The following is a 19,894-nucleotide window of genomic DNA, read 5'->3' as shown; positions in this document are numbered from 1 at the left end:
GATCGCATTCCTGCTGAAGGAACTCGGTCAACCTGTGGGAGCGGGCTTGCTCGCGAAGGGGCCCGTCAGCCCACCGCCAAAGCCTTGGCCAAGCGCTTGGCCCGCGCGCCCGCCGCCAACTGCATCACCGACTGATCACGCTGCCACATCAACGCCCACTCCGGATTACCCTCGGCCAACGCCCGGTCGATCTCGGGTTTGAACGCATCGAACTGCGCAAACAACCCACCCAACAGCACGTGCCCGGCCGGGTTGTTCGGCGGCTGGCGACTCGCTTCCGCACACCCGCCCAGCAACGCCAGCAAGCGCAACAGCAGCGGCTGCGACCAGCCGCTGTCCTGACCGACGCCATACAGCCACGCGGTCATCGCGCTCAGCACGTAAACATCCTCCAGAGTGCGGAACGGCTTCACATAAGCATCCCAGCCGTCCCCCGCGAGCAACTCGCACAAGGCGCCGTCCAGATGCAGACGACCGTGACTGATGTCCGGCATCAGCGGCAGCGCCGGGAGTTTTTCCACGCGCACGCCGGGTTCGCCGGGATAGACCACCGCCAGACTCAGGCGCGGTTTTTCACCGGGCTCTTCACTGCGCGCGGCGATCAATAGCCAATCCGCCGCATCCCCTGCGGTGACGAAATCCTTTTGTCCGTTGAGGCGCAAATCCGTCAGGCGCGTTTGCATGTCCGCCGGGCGCAAGCTGCGCTGTTCGGTCGCACACAACGCGCCAAGACTCGGCGGTGCGCTCGGCCAGAGCATGCGCAATGCCGCCTGATACCCCACCAGAAACGCCAACCCCGGCGTCGCCATCCGCCGCCCTCCGGCCACCGCCAGTTCAAACGGCGTGACGCTGCCCAGTTGATGCAACAACGTGGCGAAACCTTCCGCCAGATCTGCGACGGCGGGCAGGCGTTCACGACTTTCGAGCAGGGTTGGCCAGGGCATAAGAGGCTCCTTGTGGGCTGTCATACAAGCATCACCAAACGTTCATGGCGATGACACCGGGGCTACATAGCCTGACTTTGCACAACATGGCTGCATAAAGAAAGTCGATCGGCTGCAACCCACGACGGGTTCAAGGCCCGTACGGAGATTCCAATGACTCAGATCGCCCGCATCAGCGACACCGGCAATGAACGCCGCCTGCAAGCCGAACGCCTGATCGGCGCCGAGGCCTTGCAGCAAGCCCAGGCCCTGCGCTTCAACGTGTTCAGCGGCGAGTTCAACGCCAAGCTGAAAGGCGCGGAGCTGGGTCTGGACATGGATGACTATGATGTTCACTGCAGCCACATCGGCGTGCGTGACCTGAACACCGGGCGTCTGGTGGCGACTACCCGTCTGCTCGATCACACCGCTGCCAGCAGTCTGGGCCGTTTTTACAGCGAAGAAGAATTCAGCCTGCATGGCCTCGCCCATCTGCAAGGGCCGATCCTCGAAATCGGCCGCACCTGCGTCGACCCGGCCTACCGCAACGGCGGCACCATCGCCGTGCTCTGGGGTGAACTGGCCGAAGTGTTGAATCAGGGCGGCTACAGCTACCTGATGGGTTGCGCGAGCATTCCGATGCAGGACGGCGGCGTGCAGGCCCACGCGATCATGCAGCGTCTGCGCGAACGTTATCTGTGCACCGAACACTTGCGCGCCGAACCGAAGAATCCGCTGCCGTCGCTGGATATCCCGTCGAACGTGATCGCCGAGATGCCGCCGCTGCTCAAGGCCTACATGCGCCTGGGTGCGAAGATCTGCGGCGAGCCGTGCTGGGACGAAGATTTCCAGGTCGCCGACGTGTTCATCCTGCTCAAGCGCGACGAACTCTGCCCGCGCTACGCCAAGCACTTCAAGGCGGCCGTGTGATGAGCCGGTTGCGCGTGTACGCGCGAATCGCGCGGGTGCTGCTGGTGGTGGCGCTGGGCTTGACCATGGCCAGCGTCTTCGGGATGTTCGAACGTCTGGGCCTGGCGCACTCGATGCAACGTCGGCAGCGCTGGTCGCGGTTTTTCATGGCGCGTCTGAGCCATGCCCTGCCCTTTCGCGTAACCGTGCACGGCGAGTTGCCGAAGCAGCCGATGCTGTGGGTCAGCAATCATGTGTCATGGACTGACATTCCGCTGCTGGGCATGCTCACGCCGCTGTCGTTTCTGTCCAAGGCCGAGGTGCGCACCTGGCCGGTGGCCGGTTGGCTGGCGGCGAAGGCCGGTAGTCTGTTCATCCGTCGCGGCTCGGGCGACAGCCAGTTGATCCGCAAACAGATGACCCGTCACCTGCAAACGCAACATCCGCTGCTGATGTTCCCGGAAGGCACCACCACCGATGGCCGTTCGCTGCGCACCTTTCATGGTCGCCTGCTGTCAGCGGCGATTGATTCGGAGGTGATGCTGCAGCCGGTGGCGATCCGTTATCTGCGCGATGGCGAAATCGACACGCTGGCACCGTTCATTGGCGACGATGATTTGCTGTCGCACCTGATGCGTCTGTTCAGCAACGACTGCGGCGATGTCGAGATTCATGTGCTCAAGCCGATTGCCTGCGTGGGTCGCGAGCGTGCAGCACTGGCGTTCGAAGCACAGCAGGCGGTGCAGAAGGCGTTGTTTGGTGAGGTGGCCAAACCTGCCGAACCGCGTCGCGCCGGCGAATTGATCGCCGCCTGAAACACAGATCCCCCCTGTGGGAGCGGGCTTGCTCGCGAAGGCGGTGTGTCATTCACCATTTTTGAAGGATGATCCACCGCATTCGCGAGCAAGCCCGCTCCCACAGGGGTCTACGGTGTTGCCGAGTGTTGTGCAAAATCCTGAAGCTGCGGATAGAACAAGCGGAAATCCTCACTCAGCGGCTCATACAACCGCCGCAACTCCTGCATCGCCCCCGCCAGCTCCTCAGGCCGGGTCAGACGCCGCGAGATGCCACGCAGCACCTGCTCCAACACTTCAAACTCTTGATACGAACCCAGCCAATCATTGGCAACCATGTGCGGGGCGATTTTCGCCAGGCGTTCTGGCAATTGCCGTTCATTCGACAACACCCGGTAAACATCGCGGGTGAAATGTTCCAGCGGCTGATCGGCGTACAGCGTCCAATCGCGCGCCAGGCAATGGTCGAAAAACACATCGAGGACAATCCCGGCATAACGCCGCCGGGTCTCGGAGAAACGTCCGAGGGCGATGTCCACCAAAGGGTGGCGATCGGTGAACACATCGATTCGCCGGTGCAGCTGAATCGCCGCTTCGATCTGCGGAGCAAACTGCCCCTGCAGCCGTCCTTTGACGAAATCGCCATACAGGCTGCCAAGTAATTGCTCGGGGCGCTGGCCCCCGAGGTGTAAATGTGCGAGATAGTTCATGGGCGCAGCTTAGCACTGCACGCTTTCATCGTTACAGCACACATATCGTTATAACCCGATATACCGATTTATGCGGTCGTCAGACCAAATTCATATTGGTATATCGCGAAATACCGATTTAAAGTTCGCCTCATCGCGATATAGCGCTACACATCACGAGCATAAAGCCATGAACCTCGACCTCGACGAAATAATAAAAGCCCTGGCACACCCAGTACGGCGAGACATTCTCATCTGGCTGAAAGACCCCAAAGCCCAGTTTCCTGAGCAGATTCACAACCACGAGTACGGCATCTGCGCCGGGCAGATCGATCAACGCTGCGGCCTGTCGCAGTCGACCGTCTCTGCCCATCTGGCGACCCTGCAACGCGCAGGTCTGATCAGCAGCCAGAAAGCCGGCCAGTGGCACTTCTTCAAACGCAACGAGGACGTGATCCAGGCGTTCCTCGACGCCATCGTCAAAGAGCTCAGCGCTCCCACAAGGAATTGATTCAAATGCCCCTCTCGCTACTCATCCTGGCCTTGAGCGCCTTCGCCATCGGTACCACCGAGTTCGTCATCATGGGCCTGCTGCCCGATGTGGCGGCTGACCTCGGTGTGTCGATCCCGGGCGCCGGCTGGCTGGTGACCGGTTACGCCCTGGGCGTGGCCATCGGCGCGCCGTTCATGGCACTGGCCACCGCCAGACTGCCGCGCAAGGCCGCACTGGTAGCGCTGATGGGCATTTTCATCGTCGGTAACCTGCTGTGCGCCATCGCCAGTGACTACAACGTGCTGATGTTCGCCCGTGTCGTCACCGCGCTGTGCCACGGTGCGTTCTTCGGTATCGGTTCTGTGGTAGCTGCCGGACTTGTAGCGCCGAACAAACGCGCATCCGCCGTGGCGCTGATGTTCACCGGCCTGACCCTGGCCAACGTCCTCGGTGTACCGCTGGGCACGGCACTGGGTCAGGAAGCCGGCTGGCGTTCGACGTTCTGGGCGGTGACCGTGATTGGTGTTGTGGCACTGATCGGTCTGATCCGCTTCCTGCCGGCCAAGCGTGACGAAGAAAAACTCGACATGCGCGCCGAACTCGCCGCCCTGAAAGGCGCCGGCATCTGGCTGTCGTTGAGCATGACCGCGCTGTTCGCCGCGTCGATGTTCACCCTCTTCACCTACGTCGCGCCGCTGCTCGGCGATGTCACCGGCGTCTCGCCCAAAGGCGTGACCTGGACCCTGCTGCTGATCGGCCTCGGTCTGACGGTGGGCAACATCATCGGCGGCAAACTGGCGGACAAGCGTCTCGGCGCGACCCTGATCGGCGTGTTCGTGGCGATGGCGGTGGTCTCCACCGTGTTGAGCTGGACCAGCGTGGCGCTGATCCCGACGGAAATCACTCTGTTCCTCTGGGCCACCGCCTCCTTTGCCGCCGTCCCGGCGCTGCAAGTCAACGTGGTGACCTTCGGCAAGGCCGCACCGAACCTGGTGTCGACCCTGAACATCGGCGCTTTCAACATCGGCAACGCCCTGGGCGCCTGGGTCGGCGGCAGCGTCATCGCCCACGGTTTCGGCCTGACCAGCGTGCCCCTGGCCGCCGCCGCGCTGGCCGTGCTCGCGCTGCTGGTGACCCTGATCACTTTCCGTCAGAACGGCGATGCCGGCCTGGCCCCTGCTACCCACTGATTAACCACTTAACTGACGAGGGTTGTACACATGGCAACTATTTTCGATCCGATCAAACTGGGCGACCTCGAGCTGTCCAACCGCATCATCATGGCCCCGCTGACCCGCTGCCGCGCCGATGAAGGCCGCGTGCCGAACGCACTGATGGCCGAGTACTACGTGCAACGCGCCTCTGCCGGCCTGATCCTGTCCGAAGCCACTTCGGTGACGCCGATGGGCGTTGGCTACCCGGACACCCCGGGCATCTGGTCCAACGATCAGGTGCGCGGCTGGACCAACGTGACCAAAGCCGTGCACGCTGCCGGCGGCAAGATCGTTCTGCAACTGTGGCACGTCGGCCGCATCTCGCACCCGTCGTACCTCAACGGTGAAACTCCGGTCGCGCCGAGCGCCATCCAGCCTAAAGGTCACGTCAGCCTGGTGCGCCCATTGGCCGACTACCCGACTCCACGTGCCCTGGAAACCGCTGAAATCGCCGAGATCGTCGACGCCTACCGCACCGGTGCCGAGAACGCCAAAGCCGCCGGCTTCGACGGCGTGGAAATCCACGGCGCCAACGGCTACCTGCTCGACCAGTTCCTGCAAAGCAGCACCAACCAGCGCACCGACAACTACGGCGGCTCCCTGGAAAATCGTGCACGTCTGCTGCTGGAAGTGACTGACGCGGCGATCGACGTCTGGGGCGCCGGCCGCGTCGGCGTGCACCTGGCGCCACGCGCCGACTCCCATGACATGGGCGACGACAATCTGGCCGAGACCTTCACTTACGTCGCTCGCGAGCTGGGCAAGCGTGGCATCGCCTTCATCTGCTCCCGCGAAAAAGAAGGCGCTGACAGCCTCGGCCCACAGCTGAAAGAAGCCTTCGGCGGCGCGTACATCGCCAACGAACGCTTCACCAAGGACAGCGCCAATGCCTGGCTGGCAGAAGGCAAGGCTGACGCGGTGGCGTTCGGCGTACCGTTCATTGCCAACCCGGACCTGCCGGCACGTCTGAAGGCCGATGCACCGCTGAACGATCCGCGTCCAGAGCTGTTCTACGGCAAGGGCCCGGTCGGTTACATCGACTACCCGACGCTGTAAACCTTATTCAGGACGCGACAGAAATACAAAAGCCCCCGACTTGTGAAAGTCGGGGGCTTTTTCTTGGGTTTTGCCCCGCAATCGCTGAAGCTCCATTGTGGGAGCGGGCTTGCTCGCGAAAGCGGTATAACCGTCGGCAGATGTATTGAATGTTCAGACGCCTTCGCGAGCAAGCCCGCTCCCACAAGGTGATGCTGTCATTATTGGCGACAGCTAACATTCGTTCACAGCGAAGACACAAAATCCCTACAAAATCCGTAGCTCGCTACGTTTAAACTCGCGGTTCGGGTCTATATAAAAGCAGGCCGATTGACATAACCTGTGCCAATTACGCATTTTGTTTCATTTGCGCAGGCTGGGGCTCAGGCGCAGCATGTCCAGCCCTGTATCGACCCAGCGCTCGGCTTCGGCATGCAATTGAAAGCTGTCCGGCGCCAATAGCCATCCATACAGGAGGCCATCGATATACGCATGAATGCTGATGGCCGCCCGGGCAGTGTCGAGATCTTCCGGCAACTGGCCGCGATTTACCGCATTACGCAAGGTCAGGCCGATGCGCAGGTTGCAATCGAGACTGGCCGTGCGGCGCTGCTGGCGCAGATCGCACATTTCATCGGTGAATTCGCACTTATGAAAAAGAATCTCGTTGATGCGACGGGTCTTCGGATCCAGGGCTACCTGATGGAACAGATGGATCAACAGCTTGCGCATGCACCCCAGCGGGTCGAGTTCGTCCTCGCTCTCGCTGGCCTTCGCCAATTCATCCAGCGGTTCATGCAGGCTGTCGAGCATCGCCTGCACCAGATCCGCCTTGTTGCTGAAATGCCAGTAGATGGCACCGCGCGTGACGCCAGCCAGCGTTGCGATATCCGCCAGGGTCGTGCGGGCCACGCCTCTTTCATAAAACGCTTTCTCGGCCGCTTCGAGAATCTGGCTGCGCGTTTCCTGAGCTTCCTCTTTGGTACGACGGACCATGGCAGTAAAACCTCAAACAGGATGTTTCAGGGATGGCTGAATATCCGCTGAATAAAGAGGGGGCCGATCTCTCACGAATCAGCTCCCCAGCCTACAATTTCAAACCTTGCGACGACTTTTGTAACAGGGTGGGTACGACGCCAAGGTGTTTACAAACAACCATGAACGTAAGTATATTCCTTAGCAAGCTACTTATCCACTCGACCCGATTTTTTTACCCTTCCACACTTCTTGTGCGCACTGTGCGCGCCTGACCCGAGGATCTTCATGCAATTCAAGCCAGCTGTTACCGCTCTGGTCACTGCCGTCGCCCTGGCATCGCTGCTCAGCGGATGTAAAAAGGAAGAAGCGGCCCCAGCCGCTCCGCCTCCTCAGGTCGGCGTCGTCACCCTGCAACCACAAGCCTTTACACTCACGTCCGAACTGCCGGGCCGCACCAGTGCGTACCGCATCGCTGAAGTTCGACCACAGGTCAACGGCATCATTCTCAAGCGTTTGTTCAAGGAAGGCAGCGACGTCAAGGCCGGTCAGCAGCTGTATCAGATCGACCCGGCCGTCTATGAAGCCACCCTGAAAAGCGCCGAAGCCAACCTGCGATCGACCAAGTCGATCTCCGACCGCTACAAGCAACTGGTTGACGAGCAGGCCGTAAGCCGCCAGGAATACGACACTGCCGTGTCCAACCGCATGGAGTCGGAAGCCTCGCTGCAGAGCGCGCAGATCAACCTGCGTTACACCAAGGTCTACGCACCGCTCTCCGGGCGTATCGGCCGTTCTTCGGTGACTGAAGGTGCACTGGTCAACAACGGTCAGGCTGACGCGATGGCGACGATCCAGCAACTGGACCCGATCTACGTCGATGTCACCCAGTCCTCGGTTGAACTGCTGGAACTGCGCCGCGAGTTGGAAAGCGGTCGCCTGCAGAAGGTCGGCGACAACTCGGCAGCGGTCAAACTGACCCTCGAAGACGGCAGCCAGTACAAGCTCGACGGTAAGCTGGAATTCTCCGAAGTGTCGGTTGATCCGACTACCGGCTCCGTGACCTTGCGCGCCGTGTTCCCGAACCCGGATCACACCCTGCTGCCTGGCATGTTCGTACGCGCTCAGTTGCAGGCCGGGGTCAACGCTGCCGCCATTCTGGCGCCGCAGCAAGGCGTGACCCGCGATCTTAAAGGCACCCCGACCGCACTGGTTGTCGGCCCGGACAACAAGGTTGAACTGCGTCAGCTCAAGGCCAGTCGCACCGTCGGCAGCCAGTGGCTGATCGAGGATGGCCTGAAAGCCGGCGATCGCCTGATCACCGAAGGCCTGCAATATGTTCGACCAGGTGTTCAGGTCAACCCGACTGAAGCGACCAACGTAGCCAAGAACCCGGCCCCCGCTCAGGCAGCTGACAAAGCCGCTGGCGGCAAAGGGGAGTAACTCATGTCGAAATTTTTTATCGACCGTCCGATTTTCGCCTGGGTAATTGCCCTGGTGATCATGTTGGTCGGGGCACTATCGATCCTGAAATTGCCGATCAACCAGTACCCGAGCATTGCGCCTCCGGCCATCGCGATCTCCGTGACCTACCCGGGTGCTTCGGCACAAACCGTGCAGGACACCGTGGTCCAGGTGATCGAGCAGCAGCTCAACGGTATCGACAACCTGCGTTATGTGTCCTCGGAAAGTAACTCCGACGGCAGCATGACCATCACCGCGACCTTCGAGCAAGGCACCAACTCCGACACCGCGCAGGTTCAGGTTCAGAACAAGCTGAACCTGGCCACCCTGCTGCTGCCGCAGGAAGTGCAGCAACAGGGTATCCGCGTGACCAAGGCAGTGAAGAACTTCCTGCTGGTGATCGGCGTGGTGTCGCGTGACGGCAGCATGTCCAAGGACGACCTGTCCAACTACATCGTGTCGAACATGCAGGACCCGATCTCGCGGACTGCCGGTGTCGGTGACTTCCAGGTCTTCGGTGCCCAGTACGCGATGCGCATCTGGCTCGACCCGGCCAAGCTGAACAAGTACAACCTGACCCCGGCCGATGTCAGCACCGCGATTTCGGCGCAGAACGTCCAGGTGTCGTCCGGTCAGCTCGGTGGTTTGCCGGCGCTGCCTGGCCAGCAACTGAACGCCACGATCATCGGCAAAACGCGTCTGCAGACTGCCGAGCAGTTCAAGGCGATTCTGCTGAAGGTCAACCAGGACGGCTCGCAAGTACACATCGGTGATGTTGCCGACGTCGGCCTGGGCGGTGAAAACTCGACCATCTCGGCCCAGTTCAACGGCAAGCCTTCTTCCGGTCTGGCGGTAAAACTGGCCAACGGCGCCAACGCCCTCGACACCGCCAAAGCCCTGCGTAAAACGATCGACGAGCTCAGCCCGTTCTTCCCGCAAGGCATGGAAGTGGTGTTCCCGTACGACACCACTCCGGTGGTGACCGAGTCGATCAAGGGTGTGGTTGAAACTCTGGTCGAAGCGATCGTGCTGGTGTTCCTGGTGATGTTCCTGTTCCTGCAGAACTTCCGCGCCACCGTCATCACCACGATGACCGTGCCGGTGGTATTGCTCGGTACGTTCGGCATCCTCGCGGCGTTCGGTTTCAGCATCAACACCCTGACCATGTTCGGTATGGTGCTGGCCATCGGCTTGCTGGTGGACGACGCCATCGTCGTGGTGGAAAACGTCGAGCGGGTGATGAGCGAAGAAGGCTTGTCACCGAAGGAAGCGACCAAGAAGTCCATGGGCCAGATCCAGGGCGCTCTGGTCGGTATTGCCCTGGTTCTGTCGGCGGTACTGTTGCCGATGGCGTTCTTCAGCGGCTCCACCGGTGTGATCTACAAGCAGTTCTCGATCACCATCGTTTCGGCCATGGCCCTGTCGGTGATGGTGGCGCTGATCTTCACCCCGGCGCTGTGCGCCACCATGCTCAAGGCGATTCCGAAAGGCGAGCACGGCACACCGAAAAAAGGCTTCTTCGGCTGGTTCAACCGCAGCTTCGACCGTGGCGTGAAAAGCTACGAGCGCGGTGTCGGCAACATGCTGTCGCGCAAAGCGCCGTACCTGCTGGCCTACGTCCTGATCGTGGTCGGCATGATCTGGCTGTTCACCCGCATTCCGACCGCGTTCCTCCCGGAAGAAGACCAGGGCGTACTGTTCGCCCAGGTGCAGACCCCGGCCGGTTCCAGTGCCGAACGTACGCAAGTCGTGATCGACGAAATGCGCTCCTACCTGCTGGAAAAAGAGTCCGGTGCGGTGTCCTCGGTGTTCACCGTGAACGGCTTCAACTTCGCCGGTCGTGGTCAGAGCTCGGGGCTGGCGTTCATCATGCTCAAGCCGTGGCACGAGCGTGATGCGAGCAACAGCGTGTTCGCCCTGGCCCAGCGCGCCCAGCAGCACTTCTTCAGCTTCCGTGACGCGATGGTGTTTGCCTTCGCTCCGCCGGCAGTACTGGAGCTGGGTAACGCCACCGGTTTCGACGTGTTCCTGCAGGATCGCGCCGGTATCGGTCACGAAAAACTGATGGAAGCGCGTAACCAGTTCCTCGGCATGGCCGCGCAGAGCAAGGTGCTTTACCAGGTCCGTCCGAACGGTCTGAACGACGAGCCGCAATACCACCTGGAAATCGACGATGCGAAGGCTCGCGCCCTGGGCGTGAGCATTACCGACATCAACAGCACCCTGTCGATTTCCTTCGGTAGTAGCTACGTCAACGACTTCATCGACCGCGGTCGTGTGAAGAAGGTGTACGTGCAAGGCCAGGCCGGTTCGCGCATGAGCCCTGAAGACCTGAAGAAGTGGTACGTGCGCAACAGCGCCGGGACCATGGTGCCGTTCTCCGCGTTCGCCAAGGGCGAGTGGATCTACGGTTCGCCGAAACTGGCGCGTTACAACGGTGTGGAAGCGATGGAGATCCTCGGTTCTCCGGCGCCGGGTTACTCCACCGGTGAAGCGATGGCCGAAGTCGAAGCGATTGCCAAGAAGCTGCCGGCCGGTGTCGGTATCTCCTGGACGGGTCTGTCCTACGAGGAACGTCTGTCCGGTTCGCAGGCGCCAGCGCTGTACGCCCTGTCGCTGCTGATGGTGTTCCTGTGTCTGGCGGCACTGTATGAAAGCTGGTCGATTCCGATCGCGGTCATGCTCGTGGTACCGCTGGGGATCATCGGTGCGCTGATGGCCACCAGCCTGCGCGGTCTGTCCAACGACGTGTACTTCCAGGTGGGCCTGTTGACGACCATCGGTCTGGCAGCTAAAAACGCCATTCTGATCGTCGAATTCGCCAAGGAGCTGCATGAACAAGGGCGCAGTCTGCGCGATGCGGCGATCGAAGCCTGCCGCATGCGTCTGCGACCGATCATCATGACCTCGCTGGCATTCGTCCTCGGTGTAGTACCGTTGGCGATCTCCACCGGCGCCGGCTCGGGCAGTCAACACGCAATCGGTACAGGTGTGATTGGCGGTATGCTCACGGCCACGATCCTGGCAATTTTCTGGGTCCCCCTGTTCTTCGTCACCGTGTCGTCCATGGGCCAGCGCAAAAATGCGGACCAGGATGACACCACAGAAACTCCTAAAGAGGCTGGCCAATGAGCAAGTCGCTACTCTCCATCGCGGTCGCAGCCTTCGTGCTGAGCGGTTGCTCGCTGATTCCTGATTATCAGCGACCAGAAGCACCGGTTGCGAACCAGTTCCCGCAGGGCCCGGCGTACTCGCCGGCCCAGGCACCGGCGCAAGCCGCTGCCGAGCAAGGCTGGAAGCAGTTTTTCCATGATCCTGCCCTGCAACAGCTGATCCAGGTCTCGCTGGAAAACAACCGCGACCTGCGCGTCGCGGCGCTGAACATCGACGCCTACGCCGCTCAGTACCGCATCCAGCGGGCCGATCTGTTCCCGGCGGTTTCGGCGAACGCCACCGGCAGCCGCCAGCGCGTTCCGGCACGGGCTTCGCAGACCGGTGAAGCGGGCATCACCAGCTCCTACTCCGCCACCGTCGGCATCAGCGCCTACGAACTCGACCTGTTCGGTCGGGTGCGCAGCCTGAGCGAACAAGCGCTGCAACAATACTTCGCCACTGAAGAAGCGCGTCGCAGCACCCAGATCAGCCTGGTGGCCAGTGTGGCCAACGCCTACCTGACCTGGCAGGCCGACAAGGAACTGCTCAAGCTGACGCAGGACACCCTCGGTGCCTTCGAAGAAAGCTACAAGCTGACCAGCCGCAGCAACGAAGTCGGTGTCGCCTCGGCGCTGGACCTGGCGCAGTCGCGTACCTCGGTGGAAAACGCCCGGGCGCAACTGGCCAAGTACACCCGTCAAGTGGCTCAGGACGAAAACAGCCTGACCCTGCTGCTCGGCACCGGTATCCCGGCCAACCTGCAAGCGGCCAAACCGCTGTCGGATGACCTGCTCAGCGACGTACCGGCCGGCCTGCCTTCGGACCTGCTGCAACGTCGTCCGGACATCCTGCAAGCCGAGTACAACCTGAAAGCGGCCAACGCCAACATCGGCGCGGCCCGTGCGGCGTTCTTCCCGAGCATCAGCCTGACGGCCAACGCCGGTACGCTGAGCCCGGACCTGTCCGGCCTGTTCAAGGGTGGTTCGGGTACCTGGCTGTTCTCGCCGCAGATCAATCTGCCGATCTTCAACGCCGGCAGCCTGCGCGCCAGCCTCGACGCGGCGAAGATCCAGAAAGACATCGACGTGGCGAACTACGAGAAGTCGATTCAGACCGCCTTCCAGGAAGTCGCCGACGGCCTGGCCGCCCGCCAGACCTACACCGAGCAGTTGCAAGCGCAACGTGACTTCGTCGCGGCCAACCAGGATTACTATCGCCTGGCCGAGCGTCGTTACCGCATCGGTGTCGACAGCAACCTGACCTTCCTCGACGCCCAGCGTCAGTTGTTCAGCGCGCAACAGGCACTGATCACCGACCGCCTCGCGCAGCTGACCAGTGCGGTCAACCTGTACAAGGCGCTGGGTGGTGGCTGGAATGCGCAGACCGCGCAGAACGAACCGCTGAAAGAAGAAGCACCGAAGATGAAGCTGTTCTGATCATCCGGTGAACACAGGGAGCCCGCCACTTGGCGGGCTTTTTGTTGCCTGCCAGAAAGATTGTGGCGTCTGAACCGGCCTCTTCGCGAGCAAGCCCGCTCCCACTTTTGGAATGCATTCCCCTGTGGGAGCGGGCTTGCTCGCGAAGAGGCCCTGATAGACGCCAAAAAAACCCGACTCAATCTTGCGTTCGATAATCGCCCAAAACCCGCTTTCCCCGATTGAATCCCGCCCATCGCGCCCCGCACCATTCGTCCCACAAAACCAATAACAACAGGTTCGACACCATGCTCCCGCGCCCTGCCCCGCCCGGCTGATCACCGCCGCTGCATCCCAGATTCTGCAAGCTCTTGCCTGCCCCGAAAGTGGCGGCAACAGACCCGTTCGACCCAAAAAAAATAACAAGAGACCCTGCGATGACTCATCCAACTGCGCCGTACGCCCTCCCCGGCCTGATCGCCCTGGCACTGACCGGCGCCGCCCTGCCTGTCGCAGCCGAAGAAGCCGGATTTGTCGAAGGCGCCAGCGCCAACCTGAACCTGCGCAACTTCTACATCAACCGCAACTTCACCAACCCGACCAAGGCTCAGGGCAAGGCTGAAGAGTGGACGCAGAGCTTCATCCTCGACGCCAAATCCGGCTTCACCCAAGGCACCGTCGGCTTCGGCATGGACGTGCTGGGCCTGTATTCGGTGAAGCTCGACGGCGGCAAGGGCACCGGCGGCACGCAATTGCTGCCACTGGATCACGACGGGCGCCCGGCGGACAATTTCGGCCGTACCAACGTCGCGTTCAAGGCCAAGCTGTCGCAGACCGAAATCAAGGTCGGCGAATGGATGCCGGTGCTGCCGATCCTGCGTTCGGACGACGGCCGTTCGCTGCCGCAAACCTTCCGTGGCGGGCAGATCACCTCGAAGGAGATCAACGGTCTGACCCTGTACGGCGGCCAGTTCCGCGCCAACAGTCCGCGCGACGACAGCAGCATGAGCGACATGTCGATGTTCGGTAAGCCGGCGTTCACCTCGGACCGCTTCAACTTTCAGGGTGGTGAATACGTTTTCAACGAAAAGCGCACGCAGATCGGCCTGTGGAACGCCGAACTCAAGGACATCTACAGCCAGCAATACGTCAACCTGACTCACAGCCAGCCACTGGGCGACTGGACCCTGGGCGCCAACCTCGGCTTCTTCTATGGCAAGGATGACGGCAGCGCCCGCGCCGGCGAACTCGACAACAAAACCTGGTCTGGGATGTTCTCGGCCCGCTACGGCGGCAACACCTTCTACGTCGGCCTGCAGAAACTCACCGGCGACAGCGCCTGGATGCGCGTCAACGGCACCAGCGGCGGCACCCTGGCCAACGACAGCTACAACTCCAGCTACGACAACGCTCAGGAGCGATCCTGGCAGGTGCGCCACGACTACAATTTTGCCGCCCTGGGCATCCCCGGCCTGACCTTGATGAACCGCTACATCAGCGGCGACAACGTGCACACCGGAACCATCACCGATGGCAAGGAATGGGGCCGGGAATCGGAGCTGGGCTACACCGTGCAGAGCGGCGCCTTGCGCGACCTGAACGTGCGCTGGCGCAACTCGACCATGCGCCGCGACTTCAGCAACAACGAGTTCGACGAAAACCGCCTGATCATCAGCTATCCGATCAGCTTGCTGTAAACACCAAGTCCCTGTGGGAGCGGGCTTGCTCGCGAAAGCGGTTTATCAATCACTTCAATGCTGCCTGACCCTCCGCCTTCGCGAGCAAGCCCGCGCCCACAGGGGTGTTGTGCCATCCGTCAGGATCTGTAGCGCTTCGCAAAGCCTCGGGTAGAGTAGGAAACACCTGAAGGACTCAGGCGCCACACCCTCCCCGCTTCCGCTCTCCAAAGTTGTTGGTCCTCAAGATTTGGCCAGGTTGTCATCGGAAGACACTGCTGATCATCGGAGGACCACCTCATGATCAACCCACTCAACGCAGCCCCCGACTGGGACGCCAAGGCGTACCAGCAGTTTTCCCGTCAACGCCAGCGCCCGGTCAACGAATTGCTCGATCGCGTCGAACTGGATAACCCCAAACACATTTACGACCTGGGCTGCGGCACCGGCATTGCCACGCAGCTGCTGGCCGAGCGCTGGCCGCGTGCGCAGTTGCTGGGTGTCGACAGTTCGCGGCAGATGCTGGATCAGGCCCGATGTCTGTCGATCAACGCCCGCTGGCAAGAGTGCGACCTGCTCGAATGGCAACCCAGACAACCCGCCGACCTGCTGCTCGCCGCAGCGGTGCTGCATTTCATTGGCGATCATCAACAACTGCTGCCGCGCCTGCTCGGGCATCTGAACCCCGGCGGCTGTCTGGCGGCGCACATGCCGGACTGGCGCGATGCCTTGTGGTATCGACTGATGCTCGACACCCTGGAAGACGCCGGCCCGGGCCATACCCCTATCGGCACACCGCAACTGCGCCAGCACATGGCGGCGCGACCGCTATTGTCGCTGGAAGATTACTACCGCTTGCTGGCGCCGCTGACCACGTCACTGGACATCTGGGAAACCGAGCAATTGCAGGTGGTCGGCGGCAAGTCGCCGATCTACGACTGGGTGAAGGTCTCGGCGCTACGGCCGGTGATGCAGGCGCTGACGCCACAGGAACAGGCGCGGTTTATCTACCACTATCTGATGCGGGTGCATAAGCATTATCCGCCGGAGAAAAACGGGCAGACGCTGTTTCCGTTCAAGCGGATTTTCATTGTCGCCAGGGTCTGAGTGCCTGTGCTGATTAATGCATCACGGCTTCTGTCGCTTTCGCGAGCAAGCCCGCTCCCACAGGGGAAATGCATTCCAAATGTGGGAGCGGGCTTGCTCGCGAAGGCGTCAGTTCAGGCCCCTCACTCCCGGGATTCAACCCCCAGCTCATCCCACACCGACTCCGCCAGATGGAACGTGGCATTCGCCGCCGGGATCCCGCAATAGATCGCACTCTGCATGATCACTTCCTTGATCTCACCCCGGCTCACGCCGTTGTTCGCCGCCGCACGCAAATGCAGTTTCAGCTCGGCCTCGCGGTTCATCCCGATCAGCATGGCGATGGTGATCAGGCTGCGCGTGTGCCGTGGCAGGCCCGGGCGGGTCCAGATGTCGCCCCAGGCGTGACGGGTGATCATCTCCTGGAATTCCGAGTTGAACTCGGTCAGCGCATTCAGGCTGCGATCGACATGGGCATCGCCCAATACCGCGCGGCGTACTTGCAAGCCTTCGTCGTAACGTTGTTTCTCGTCCACAAATCTTCCCTCACTGAGCGTTCAGAAACGCCAACACCCGATCACTGAAAGCGGCACCGGCCTGCACGTTGGACAGGTGCGCGGCATAGAACTCGGCGTACTCGGCGCCGCGCACATGCTCCTGAATGAAATGCCCGCCGGACGGTGGCGTCACCGCATCTTCGGTACCCGCGATCACCAGCAGCGGCAGGTTGATCGACGCCAGTTGCTCACGGAAATCGGCATCGCGTACCGCCGCGCAATTGGCCGCATAACCTTCAGGTGACGTCGCCGCGAGCATGTCGGTGATCTTCTTCGCCGCGGCCGGATTGGCCGTGGAAAACTCCGGGGTAAACCAACGGGCAATCGACGCATCACGCAGTGCGACCATCGCTGCCGGGCCATCACGCAACACGGTTTCGATGCGCGGATTCCACACCGACGGGTCGCCGATCTTCGCGGCGGTGTTGCACACAATCAGTTTGTGCAGACGATGACCGGCATTGATCCCCAGCCACTGGCCGATCAACCCGCCCATCGACAATCCGCAGAAATGCGCACGCTCGATGTGCAGCGCATCCAGCAGACCCAGCACGTCGCGACCCAGTTGCTCGATGCTGTACGGCCCCGGCGTCACCAGCGACTGGCCGTGTCCGCGCGTGTCGAAACGCAGCACCCGGAAGTGCTCGGTGAACGCCGGTATCTGCGCGTCCCACATGTGCAGGTCGGTGCCCAGCGAGTTGGACAGCACCAGCACCGGCGCATCGACCGGCCCATCCAATTGATAGTGCAGTTCGCCATCGGCGAGTTGAACGAAAGCCACAGCCCTCTCCTTTCAGACAGACAATGCGTTGTGTTCGGCCACCGCGCGCTCGACCCAGGCTTGCGCCTGGCCGAGGTAATGCGCAGGGTCGAGCAGATGATCGAGTTCGGTGCTGCTCAGTTCGGCAGTCACTTGCGGCTCGTCGCCGAGTACCGCACGCAGGTGGCGCTGTTCGGCCACCGCGCGTTTGCAGCATTGTTCGAGCAAATGGTGCGCGGTGTCGCGTCCGACCCGCTGCGCGAGGACGATGCTCACCGCTTCGGCCAGCACCAGGCCTTGGGTCAATTGGAGATTGCGCGCCATGCGTTCGGCGTCGACTTCCAGACCATCGGCCAGCAGGCGCGCCTGTTGCAACGCACCGGACACCAGGCAGCAGATGTCCGGCAGGGTTTCCCATTCGGCATGCCACAGACCGAGGCTGCGCTCGTGTTCCTGCGGCATGGCGCTGAACAGCGTCGAGACCAGCCCCGGCACCCGCGTCGCGGCACCGATCAACACTGCCGCGCCGACCGGATTGCGCTTGTGCGGCATGGTCGACGAACCGCCCTTGCCCGGCGCCGACGGCTCGAACACTTCCGCCGCTTCGGTCTGCATCAACAGACTCACATCGCGCCCGAGTTTGCCGAGGCTGCCGGCGATCAAACCGAGTACCGCGCCGAACTCGACGATGCGATCACGCTGGGTGTGCCACGGTTGCTCGGGCAGTGTCAGTCGCAGTTCTTCCGCCAAGGCCTGAGCGATCGGTAATGCTTGCCCGCCGAGCGCCGCGAGGGTGCCGGAGGCTCCGCCGAATTGCAGCACCAGCAGCCGTGGCTTGAGTTCACGCAGACGCTGGCGACTGCGGGTCACCGCGCCGAGCCAACCGGCAATCTTCATCCCGAGCGTGACGGGCGTGGCGTGCTGCAGCCAGGTGCGCCCGGCCAGTGGCGTCGCCGCATGACGTTGGGCTTGGGCGGCGAGCGAATCGGCGAGCGCTGCCAGATCGCTTTCAATCAGCTCCAGCGCCTGACGCAGTTGCAGCACCAGCCCGGAATCCATCACATCCTGACTGGTCGCCCCCAGATGCACATAACGCTCGGCCTCGGCACTGCTCGCGGCGATCTGCTTGCCCAACGCCTTGACCAGTGGAATCGCCGAGTTACCGGCCGTGGCAATCGCCTCGCCCAGCGCCGCGAAGTCATACAGACCGGCGTTGCAGGCGGCGGCAATCGGCTCGACAGCGGACGCCGGAATCACCCCGACCCGCGCTTCGGCCCGGGCCAGCGCCGCTTCGAAATCGAGCATCGCCTGCACTCGGCCCTGATCGCAGAACACGTCGCGCATATCGCGGGCAGTGAAGTAGGCATCGAACAATTGATTGCCCGGTCGCTGAGTCATAAACAGTCCTTCGGCGCGGGCCATCGCGGCCCGCGCTCATCGGTTTACAGATCGTGATGCAAGTACGCCGCCTGTTTCGGCAGGCGCAGGCTGAACAGGAACGCCACCGCCATCATCACCGTGACGTACCAGTAGAAGGCGTTTTCCATGCCCCCGGCCTTCAGGCTCAGGGCCACGTATTCAGCCGAGCCGCCGAAGATCGCGTTGGCCACCGCGTAGGCCAGACCGACGCCGAGGGCGCGGACTTCCGGCGGGAACATTTCGGCTTTCACCAGGCCGCTGATCGAGGTGTAGAAACTGACAATCGCCAGCGCCACGGTAATCAGCACAAAGGCCAGCACCGGGCTGCTGATGCTTTTCAGGCTCAACAGAATCGGTACGGTAAACAGCGTGCCGAGCGCGCCGAACCAGAGCATCGAATTACGTCGGCCGATCTTGTCGGCGAGCATGCCGAACAGCGGCTGCATGCACATATACAGGAACAGCGCGCCGGTCATGATGTAGCTGGCGGTCTTCGCGTGCATGCCGGCGGTGTTCACCAGGTATTTCTGCATATAGGTGGTGAAGGTGTAGAAAATCAGCGAGCCACCGGCGGTGTAACCGAGCACGGTGATGAACGCGGCTTTGTGATCACGGAACAGTGCGCGGATGCTGCCGGCGTCCTTGTTCTCGCGCATTTCCTTGCTGGCGGTTTCTTTCAGCGAACGCCGCAGGAACAGCGAGATCACCGCCGCCACCGCACCGACCACAAACGGAATCCGCCAGCCGTAGGCACGCAGTTCGTCTTCGCTGAGGAACTGCTGCAGGATCACCACCAGCAACACCGCCAGCAGTTGTCCGCCGATCAGCGTCACGTACTGGAACGAAGCGAAAAAGCCGCGCTGGCCCTTGAGCGCGACTTCACTCATGTAGGTCGCGGTGGTGCCGTATTCGCCACCCACCGACAAACCTTGCAGCAGACGCGCGAACAGCAACAGCAGCGGTGCCCACACGCCGATGCTGGCATAGGTCGGCAGACAGGCGATGAGCAGCGAGCCGAAGCACATCATCAGCACCGAAATCATCATCGAAGTCTTGCGGCCCTTCTTGTCCGCCAGCCGCCCGAAAATCCAGCCGCCAATCGGGCGCATCAGGAAACCGGCGGCGAATACGCCGGCGGTGTTGACCAGTTGCACCGTGGGGTTGTCGGAGGGGAAAAACGCCGGGGCGAAATAGATCGCGCAGAAGGCATAGACATAGAAGTCGAACCATTCGACCAGATTGCCGGACGAGGCACCGACAATAGCGAAGATGCGCTTGCTGCGCTCTTCGCCGGTGTAATGAGCGGTGGTAGTTGTCATTGTTTTTACTCTG

The 19,894-nt window shown here is 61.7% G+C and carries 17 protein-coding genes; 10 read left to right on the top strand and 7 right to left on the bottom strand.

All coding sequences use genetic code 11. The features are described 5' to 3' along the window. Window positions 1-65: 65 nt before the first annotated feature. Entirely contained in the window at window positions 66-944 is an 879-nt protein-coding gene (locus tag V9L13_RS27340) for an acyl-CoA dehydrogenase family protein (protein ID WP_338801006.1), read from the bottom strand. Window positions 945-1,097: 153 nt separating this feature from the next. Between V9L13_RS27340 and olsB the strand changes: the two genes are divergently transcribed. Beyond that, a complete protein-coding gene (gene olsB, locus V9L13_RS27335) occupies window positions 1,098-1,853 on the top strand; it encodes an L-ornithine N(alpha)-acyltransferase (RefSeq protein ID WP_003222441.1) in 756 nt (251 codons plus the stop codon). Then, window positions 1,853-2,647, top strand: coding sequence for a lysophospholipid acyltransferase family protein (locus tag V9L13_RS27330; RefSeq protein WP_338801005.1), 795 nt, complete (start codon window positions 1,853-1,855; stop codon window positions 2,645-2,647). Before olsB ends, V9L13_RS27330 begins: the two co-directional genes overlap by 1 nt. Window positions 2,648-2,757: 110 nt before the next feature. Here V9L13_RS27330 and V9L13_RS27325 read toward each other — a convergent pair whose 3' ends face one another. Further along, window positions 2,758-3,336 carry an ACP phosphodiesterase gene (locus V9L13_RS27325; RefSeq protein WP_338801004.1) on the bottom strand — a complete coding sequence of 193 codons (579 nt, stop codon included), beginning with the start codon at window positions 3,334-3,336 and terminating at the stop codon, window positions 2,758-2,760. A 169-nt stretch (window positions 3,337-3,505) separates the two neighbouring features. Between V9L13_RS27325 and V9L13_RS27320 the strand changes: the two genes are divergently transcribed. The 3 genes from V9L13_RS27320 to V9L13_RS27310 are packed head-to-tail and all read left to right on the top strand — an operon-like array spanning window position 3,506 to window position 6,078. Next, the gene (locus V9L13_RS27320) at window positions 3,506-3,826 is read left to right on the top strand and encodes a helix-turn-helix transcriptional regulator (RefSeq protein ID WP_003222436.1); all 321 of its coding nucleotides are present in this window, start codon (window positions 3,506-3,508) and stop codon (window positions 3,824-3,826) included. A 5-nt stretch (window positions 3,827-3,831) separates the two neighbouring features. Beyond that, the gene (locus tag V9L13_RS27315) at window positions 3,832-4,998 is read left to right on the top strand and encodes an MFS transporter (RefSeq protein WP_003222434.1); all 1,167 of its coding nucleotides are present in this window, start codon (window positions 3,832-3,834) and stop codon (window positions 4,996-4,998) included. A gap of 30 nt (window positions 4,999-5,028) precedes the next feature. Beyond that, window positions 5,029-6,078, top strand: coding sequence for an alkene reductase (locus V9L13_RS27310; RefSeq protein ID WP_003222432.1), 1,050 nt, complete (start codon window positions 5,029-5,031; stop codon window positions 6,076-6,078). A 342-nt stretch (window positions 6,079-6,420) separates the two neighbouring features. Here V9L13_RS27310 and emhR read toward each other — a convergent pair whose 3' ends face one another. Further along, window positions 6,421-7,053: an efflux system transcriptional repressor EmhR gene (gene emhR / locus V9L13_RS27305; RefSeq protein WP_045122322.1), complete on the bottom strand. Its 633-nt coding sequence runs from the start codon at window positions 7,051-7,053 to the stop codon at window positions 6,421-6,423. A 267-nt stretch (window positions 7,054-7,320) separates the two neighbouring features. On the opposite strand from emhR, the gene emhA reads away from it, so the two are divergent. The 5 genes from emhA to V9L13_RS27280 all read left to right on the top strand — a co-directional run bounded on the left by emhA (window position 7,321) and on the right by V9L13_RS27280 (window position 15,847). Further along, window positions 7,321-8,475: an efflux RND transporter periplasmic adaptor subunit EmhA gene (emhA, locus tag V9L13_RS27300; protein ID WP_262141274.1), complete on the top strand. Its 1,155-nt coding sequence runs from the start codon at window positions 7,321-7,323 to the stop codon at window positions 8,473-8,475. A gap of 3 nt (window positions 8,476-8,478) precedes the next feature. Beyond that, the gene (emhB, locus tag V9L13_RS27295; protein WP_338801003.1) at window positions 8,479-11,628 is read left to right on the top strand and encodes an efflux RND transporter permease subunit EmhB; all 3,150 of its coding nucleotides are present in this window, start codon (window positions 8,479-8,481) and stop codon (window positions 11,626-11,628) included. Beyond that, the gene (emhC, locus tag V9L13_RS27290) at window positions 11,625-13,085 is read left to right on the top strand and encodes an efflux RND transporter outer membrane subunit EmhC (RefSeq protein ID WP_003222424.1); all 1,461 of its coding nucleotides are present in this window, start codon (window positions 11,625-11,627) and stop codon (window positions 13,083-13,085) included. Before emhB ends, emhC begins: the two co-directional genes overlap by 4 nt. Window positions 13,086-13,501: 416 nt before the next feature. Beyond that, on the top strand, window positions 13,502-14,761 hold the full coding sequence (locus V9L13_RS27285) for an OprD family porin (protein WP_338801002.1): 1,260 nt from the start codon (window positions 13,502-13,504) through the stop codon (window positions 14,759-14,761). Window positions 14,762-15,040: 279 nt separating this feature from the next. After that, the gene (locus tag V9L13_RS27280) at window positions 15,041-15,847 is read left to right on the top strand and encodes a methyltransferase domain-containing protein (protein WP_338801001.1); all 807 of its coding nucleotides are present in this window, start codon (window positions 15,041-15,043) and stop codon (window positions 15,845-15,847) included. A gap of 122 nt (window positions 15,848-15,969) precedes the next feature. Here the strand turns inward: V9L13_RS27280 and pcaC are convergent, their stop codons facing one another. From pcaC to V9L13_RS27260, 4 genes are read right to left on the bottom strand one after another with little or no spacing between them, the layout of a single operon-like run. Then, window positions 15,970-16,362, bottom strand: a complete 393-nt coding sequence (pcaC, locus tag V9L13_RS27275; RefSeq protein ID WP_003222417.1) for a 4-carboxymuconolactone decarboxylase — start codon at window positions 16,360-16,362, stop codon at window positions 15,970-15,972. 10 nt (window positions 16,363-16,372) lie between these two features. Then, on the bottom strand, window positions 16,373-17,164 hold the full coding sequence (pcaD, locus tag V9L13_RS27270) for a 3-oxoadipate enol-lactonase (RefSeq protein ID WP_338801000.1): 792 nt from the start codon (window positions 17,162-17,164) through the stop codon (window positions 16,373-16,375). Window positions 17,165-17,176: 12 nt separating this feature from the next. Continuing rightward, window positions 17,177-18,541, bottom strand: coding sequence for a 3-carboxy-cis,cis-muconate cycloisomerase (locus V9L13_RS27265; protein ID WP_338800999.1), 1,365 nt, complete (start codon window positions 18,539-18,541; stop codon window positions 17,177-17,179). Between the two features lie 44 nt (window positions 18,542-18,585). Further along, window positions 18,586-19,881: an MFS family transporter gene (locus V9L13_RS27260; RefSeq protein WP_103520919.1), complete on the bottom strand. Its 1,296-nt coding sequence runs from the start codon at window positions 19,879-19,881 to the stop codon at window positions 18,586-18,588. Window positions 19,882-19,894: the final 13 nt, after the last annotated feature.

The organism is Pseudomonas sp. RSB 5.4 (assembly GCF_037126175.1).
GTDB lineage: Bacteria > Pseudomonadota > Gammaproteobacteria > Pseudomonadales > Pseudomonadaceae > Aquipseudomonas > Aquipseudomonas fluorescens_H.
The sequence above is the reverse complement of the archived record's forward strand: the minus strand, read 5'-3'. Positions and strand labels throughout refer to the sequence as shown.

What these genes read in the sequence shown, in the direction of transcription:
- V9L13_RS27330 (WP_338801005.1), top strand. Translation starts at nt 1,853, where the DNA reads ATGAGCCGGTTGCGCGTGTACGCGCGAATCGCGCGGGTGCTGCTGGTG.
- emhA (WP_262141274.1), top strand. Translation starts at nt 7,321, where the DNA reads ATGCAATTCAAGCCAGCTGTTACCGCTCTGGTCACTGCCGTCGCCCTG.
- V9L13_RS27340 (WP_338801006.1), bottom strand. Translation starts at nt 944, where the DNA reads ATGCCCTGGCCAACCCTGCTCGAAAGTCGTGAACGCCTGCCCGCCGTC.
- V9L13_RS27325 (WP_338801004.1), bottom strand. Translation starts at nt 3,336, where the DNA reads ATGAACTATCTCGCACATTTACACCTCGGGGGCCAGCGCCCCGAGCAA.
- emhR (WP_045122322.1), bottom strand. Translation starts at nt 7,053, where the DNA reads ATGGTCCGTCGTACCAAAGAGGAAGCTCAGGAAACGCGCAGCCAGATT.
- V9L13_RS27310 (WP_003222432.1), top strand. Translation starts at nt 5,029, where the DNA reads ATGGCAACTATTTTCGATCCGATCAAACTGGGCGACCTCGAGCTGTCC.
- emhC (WP_003222424.1), top strand. Translation starts at nt 11,625, where the DNA reads ATGAGCAAGTCGCTACTCTCCATCGCGGTCGCAGCCTTCGTGCTGAGC.
- V9L13_RS27260 (WP_103520919.1), bottom strand. Translation starts at nt 19,881, where the DNA reads ATGACAACTACCACCGCTCATTACACCGGCGAAGAGCGCAGCAAGCGC.
- olsB (WP_003222441.1), top strand. Translation starts at nt 1,098, where the DNA reads ATGACTCAGATCGCCCGCATCAGCGACACCGGCAATGAACGCCGCCTG.
- V9L13_RS27320 (WP_003222436.1), top strand. Translation starts at nt 3,506, where the DNA reads ATGAACCTCGACCTCGACGAAATAATAAAAGCCCTGGCACACCCAGTA.
- V9L13_RS27265 (WP_338800999.1), bottom strand. Translation starts at nt 18,541, where the DNA reads ATGACTCAGCGACCGGGCAATCAATTGTTCGATGCCTACTTCACTGCC.
- V9L13_RS27285 (WP_338801002.1), top strand. Translation starts at nt 13,502, where the DNA reads ATGACTCATCCAACTGCGCCGTACGCCCTCCCCGGCCTGATCGCCCTG.
- V9L13_RS27315 (WP_003222434.1), top strand. Translation starts at nt 3,832, where the DNA reads ATGCCCCTCTCGCTACTCATCCTGGCCTTGAGCGCCTTCGCCATCGGT.
- V9L13_RS27280 (WP_338801001.1), top strand. Translation starts at nt 15,041, where the DNA reads ATGATCAACCCACTCAACGCAGCCCCCGACTGGGACGCCAAGGCGTAC.
- emhB (WP_338801003.1), top strand. Translation starts at nt 8,479, where the DNA reads ATGTCGAAATTTTTTATCGACCGTCCGATTTTCGCCTGGGTAATTGCC.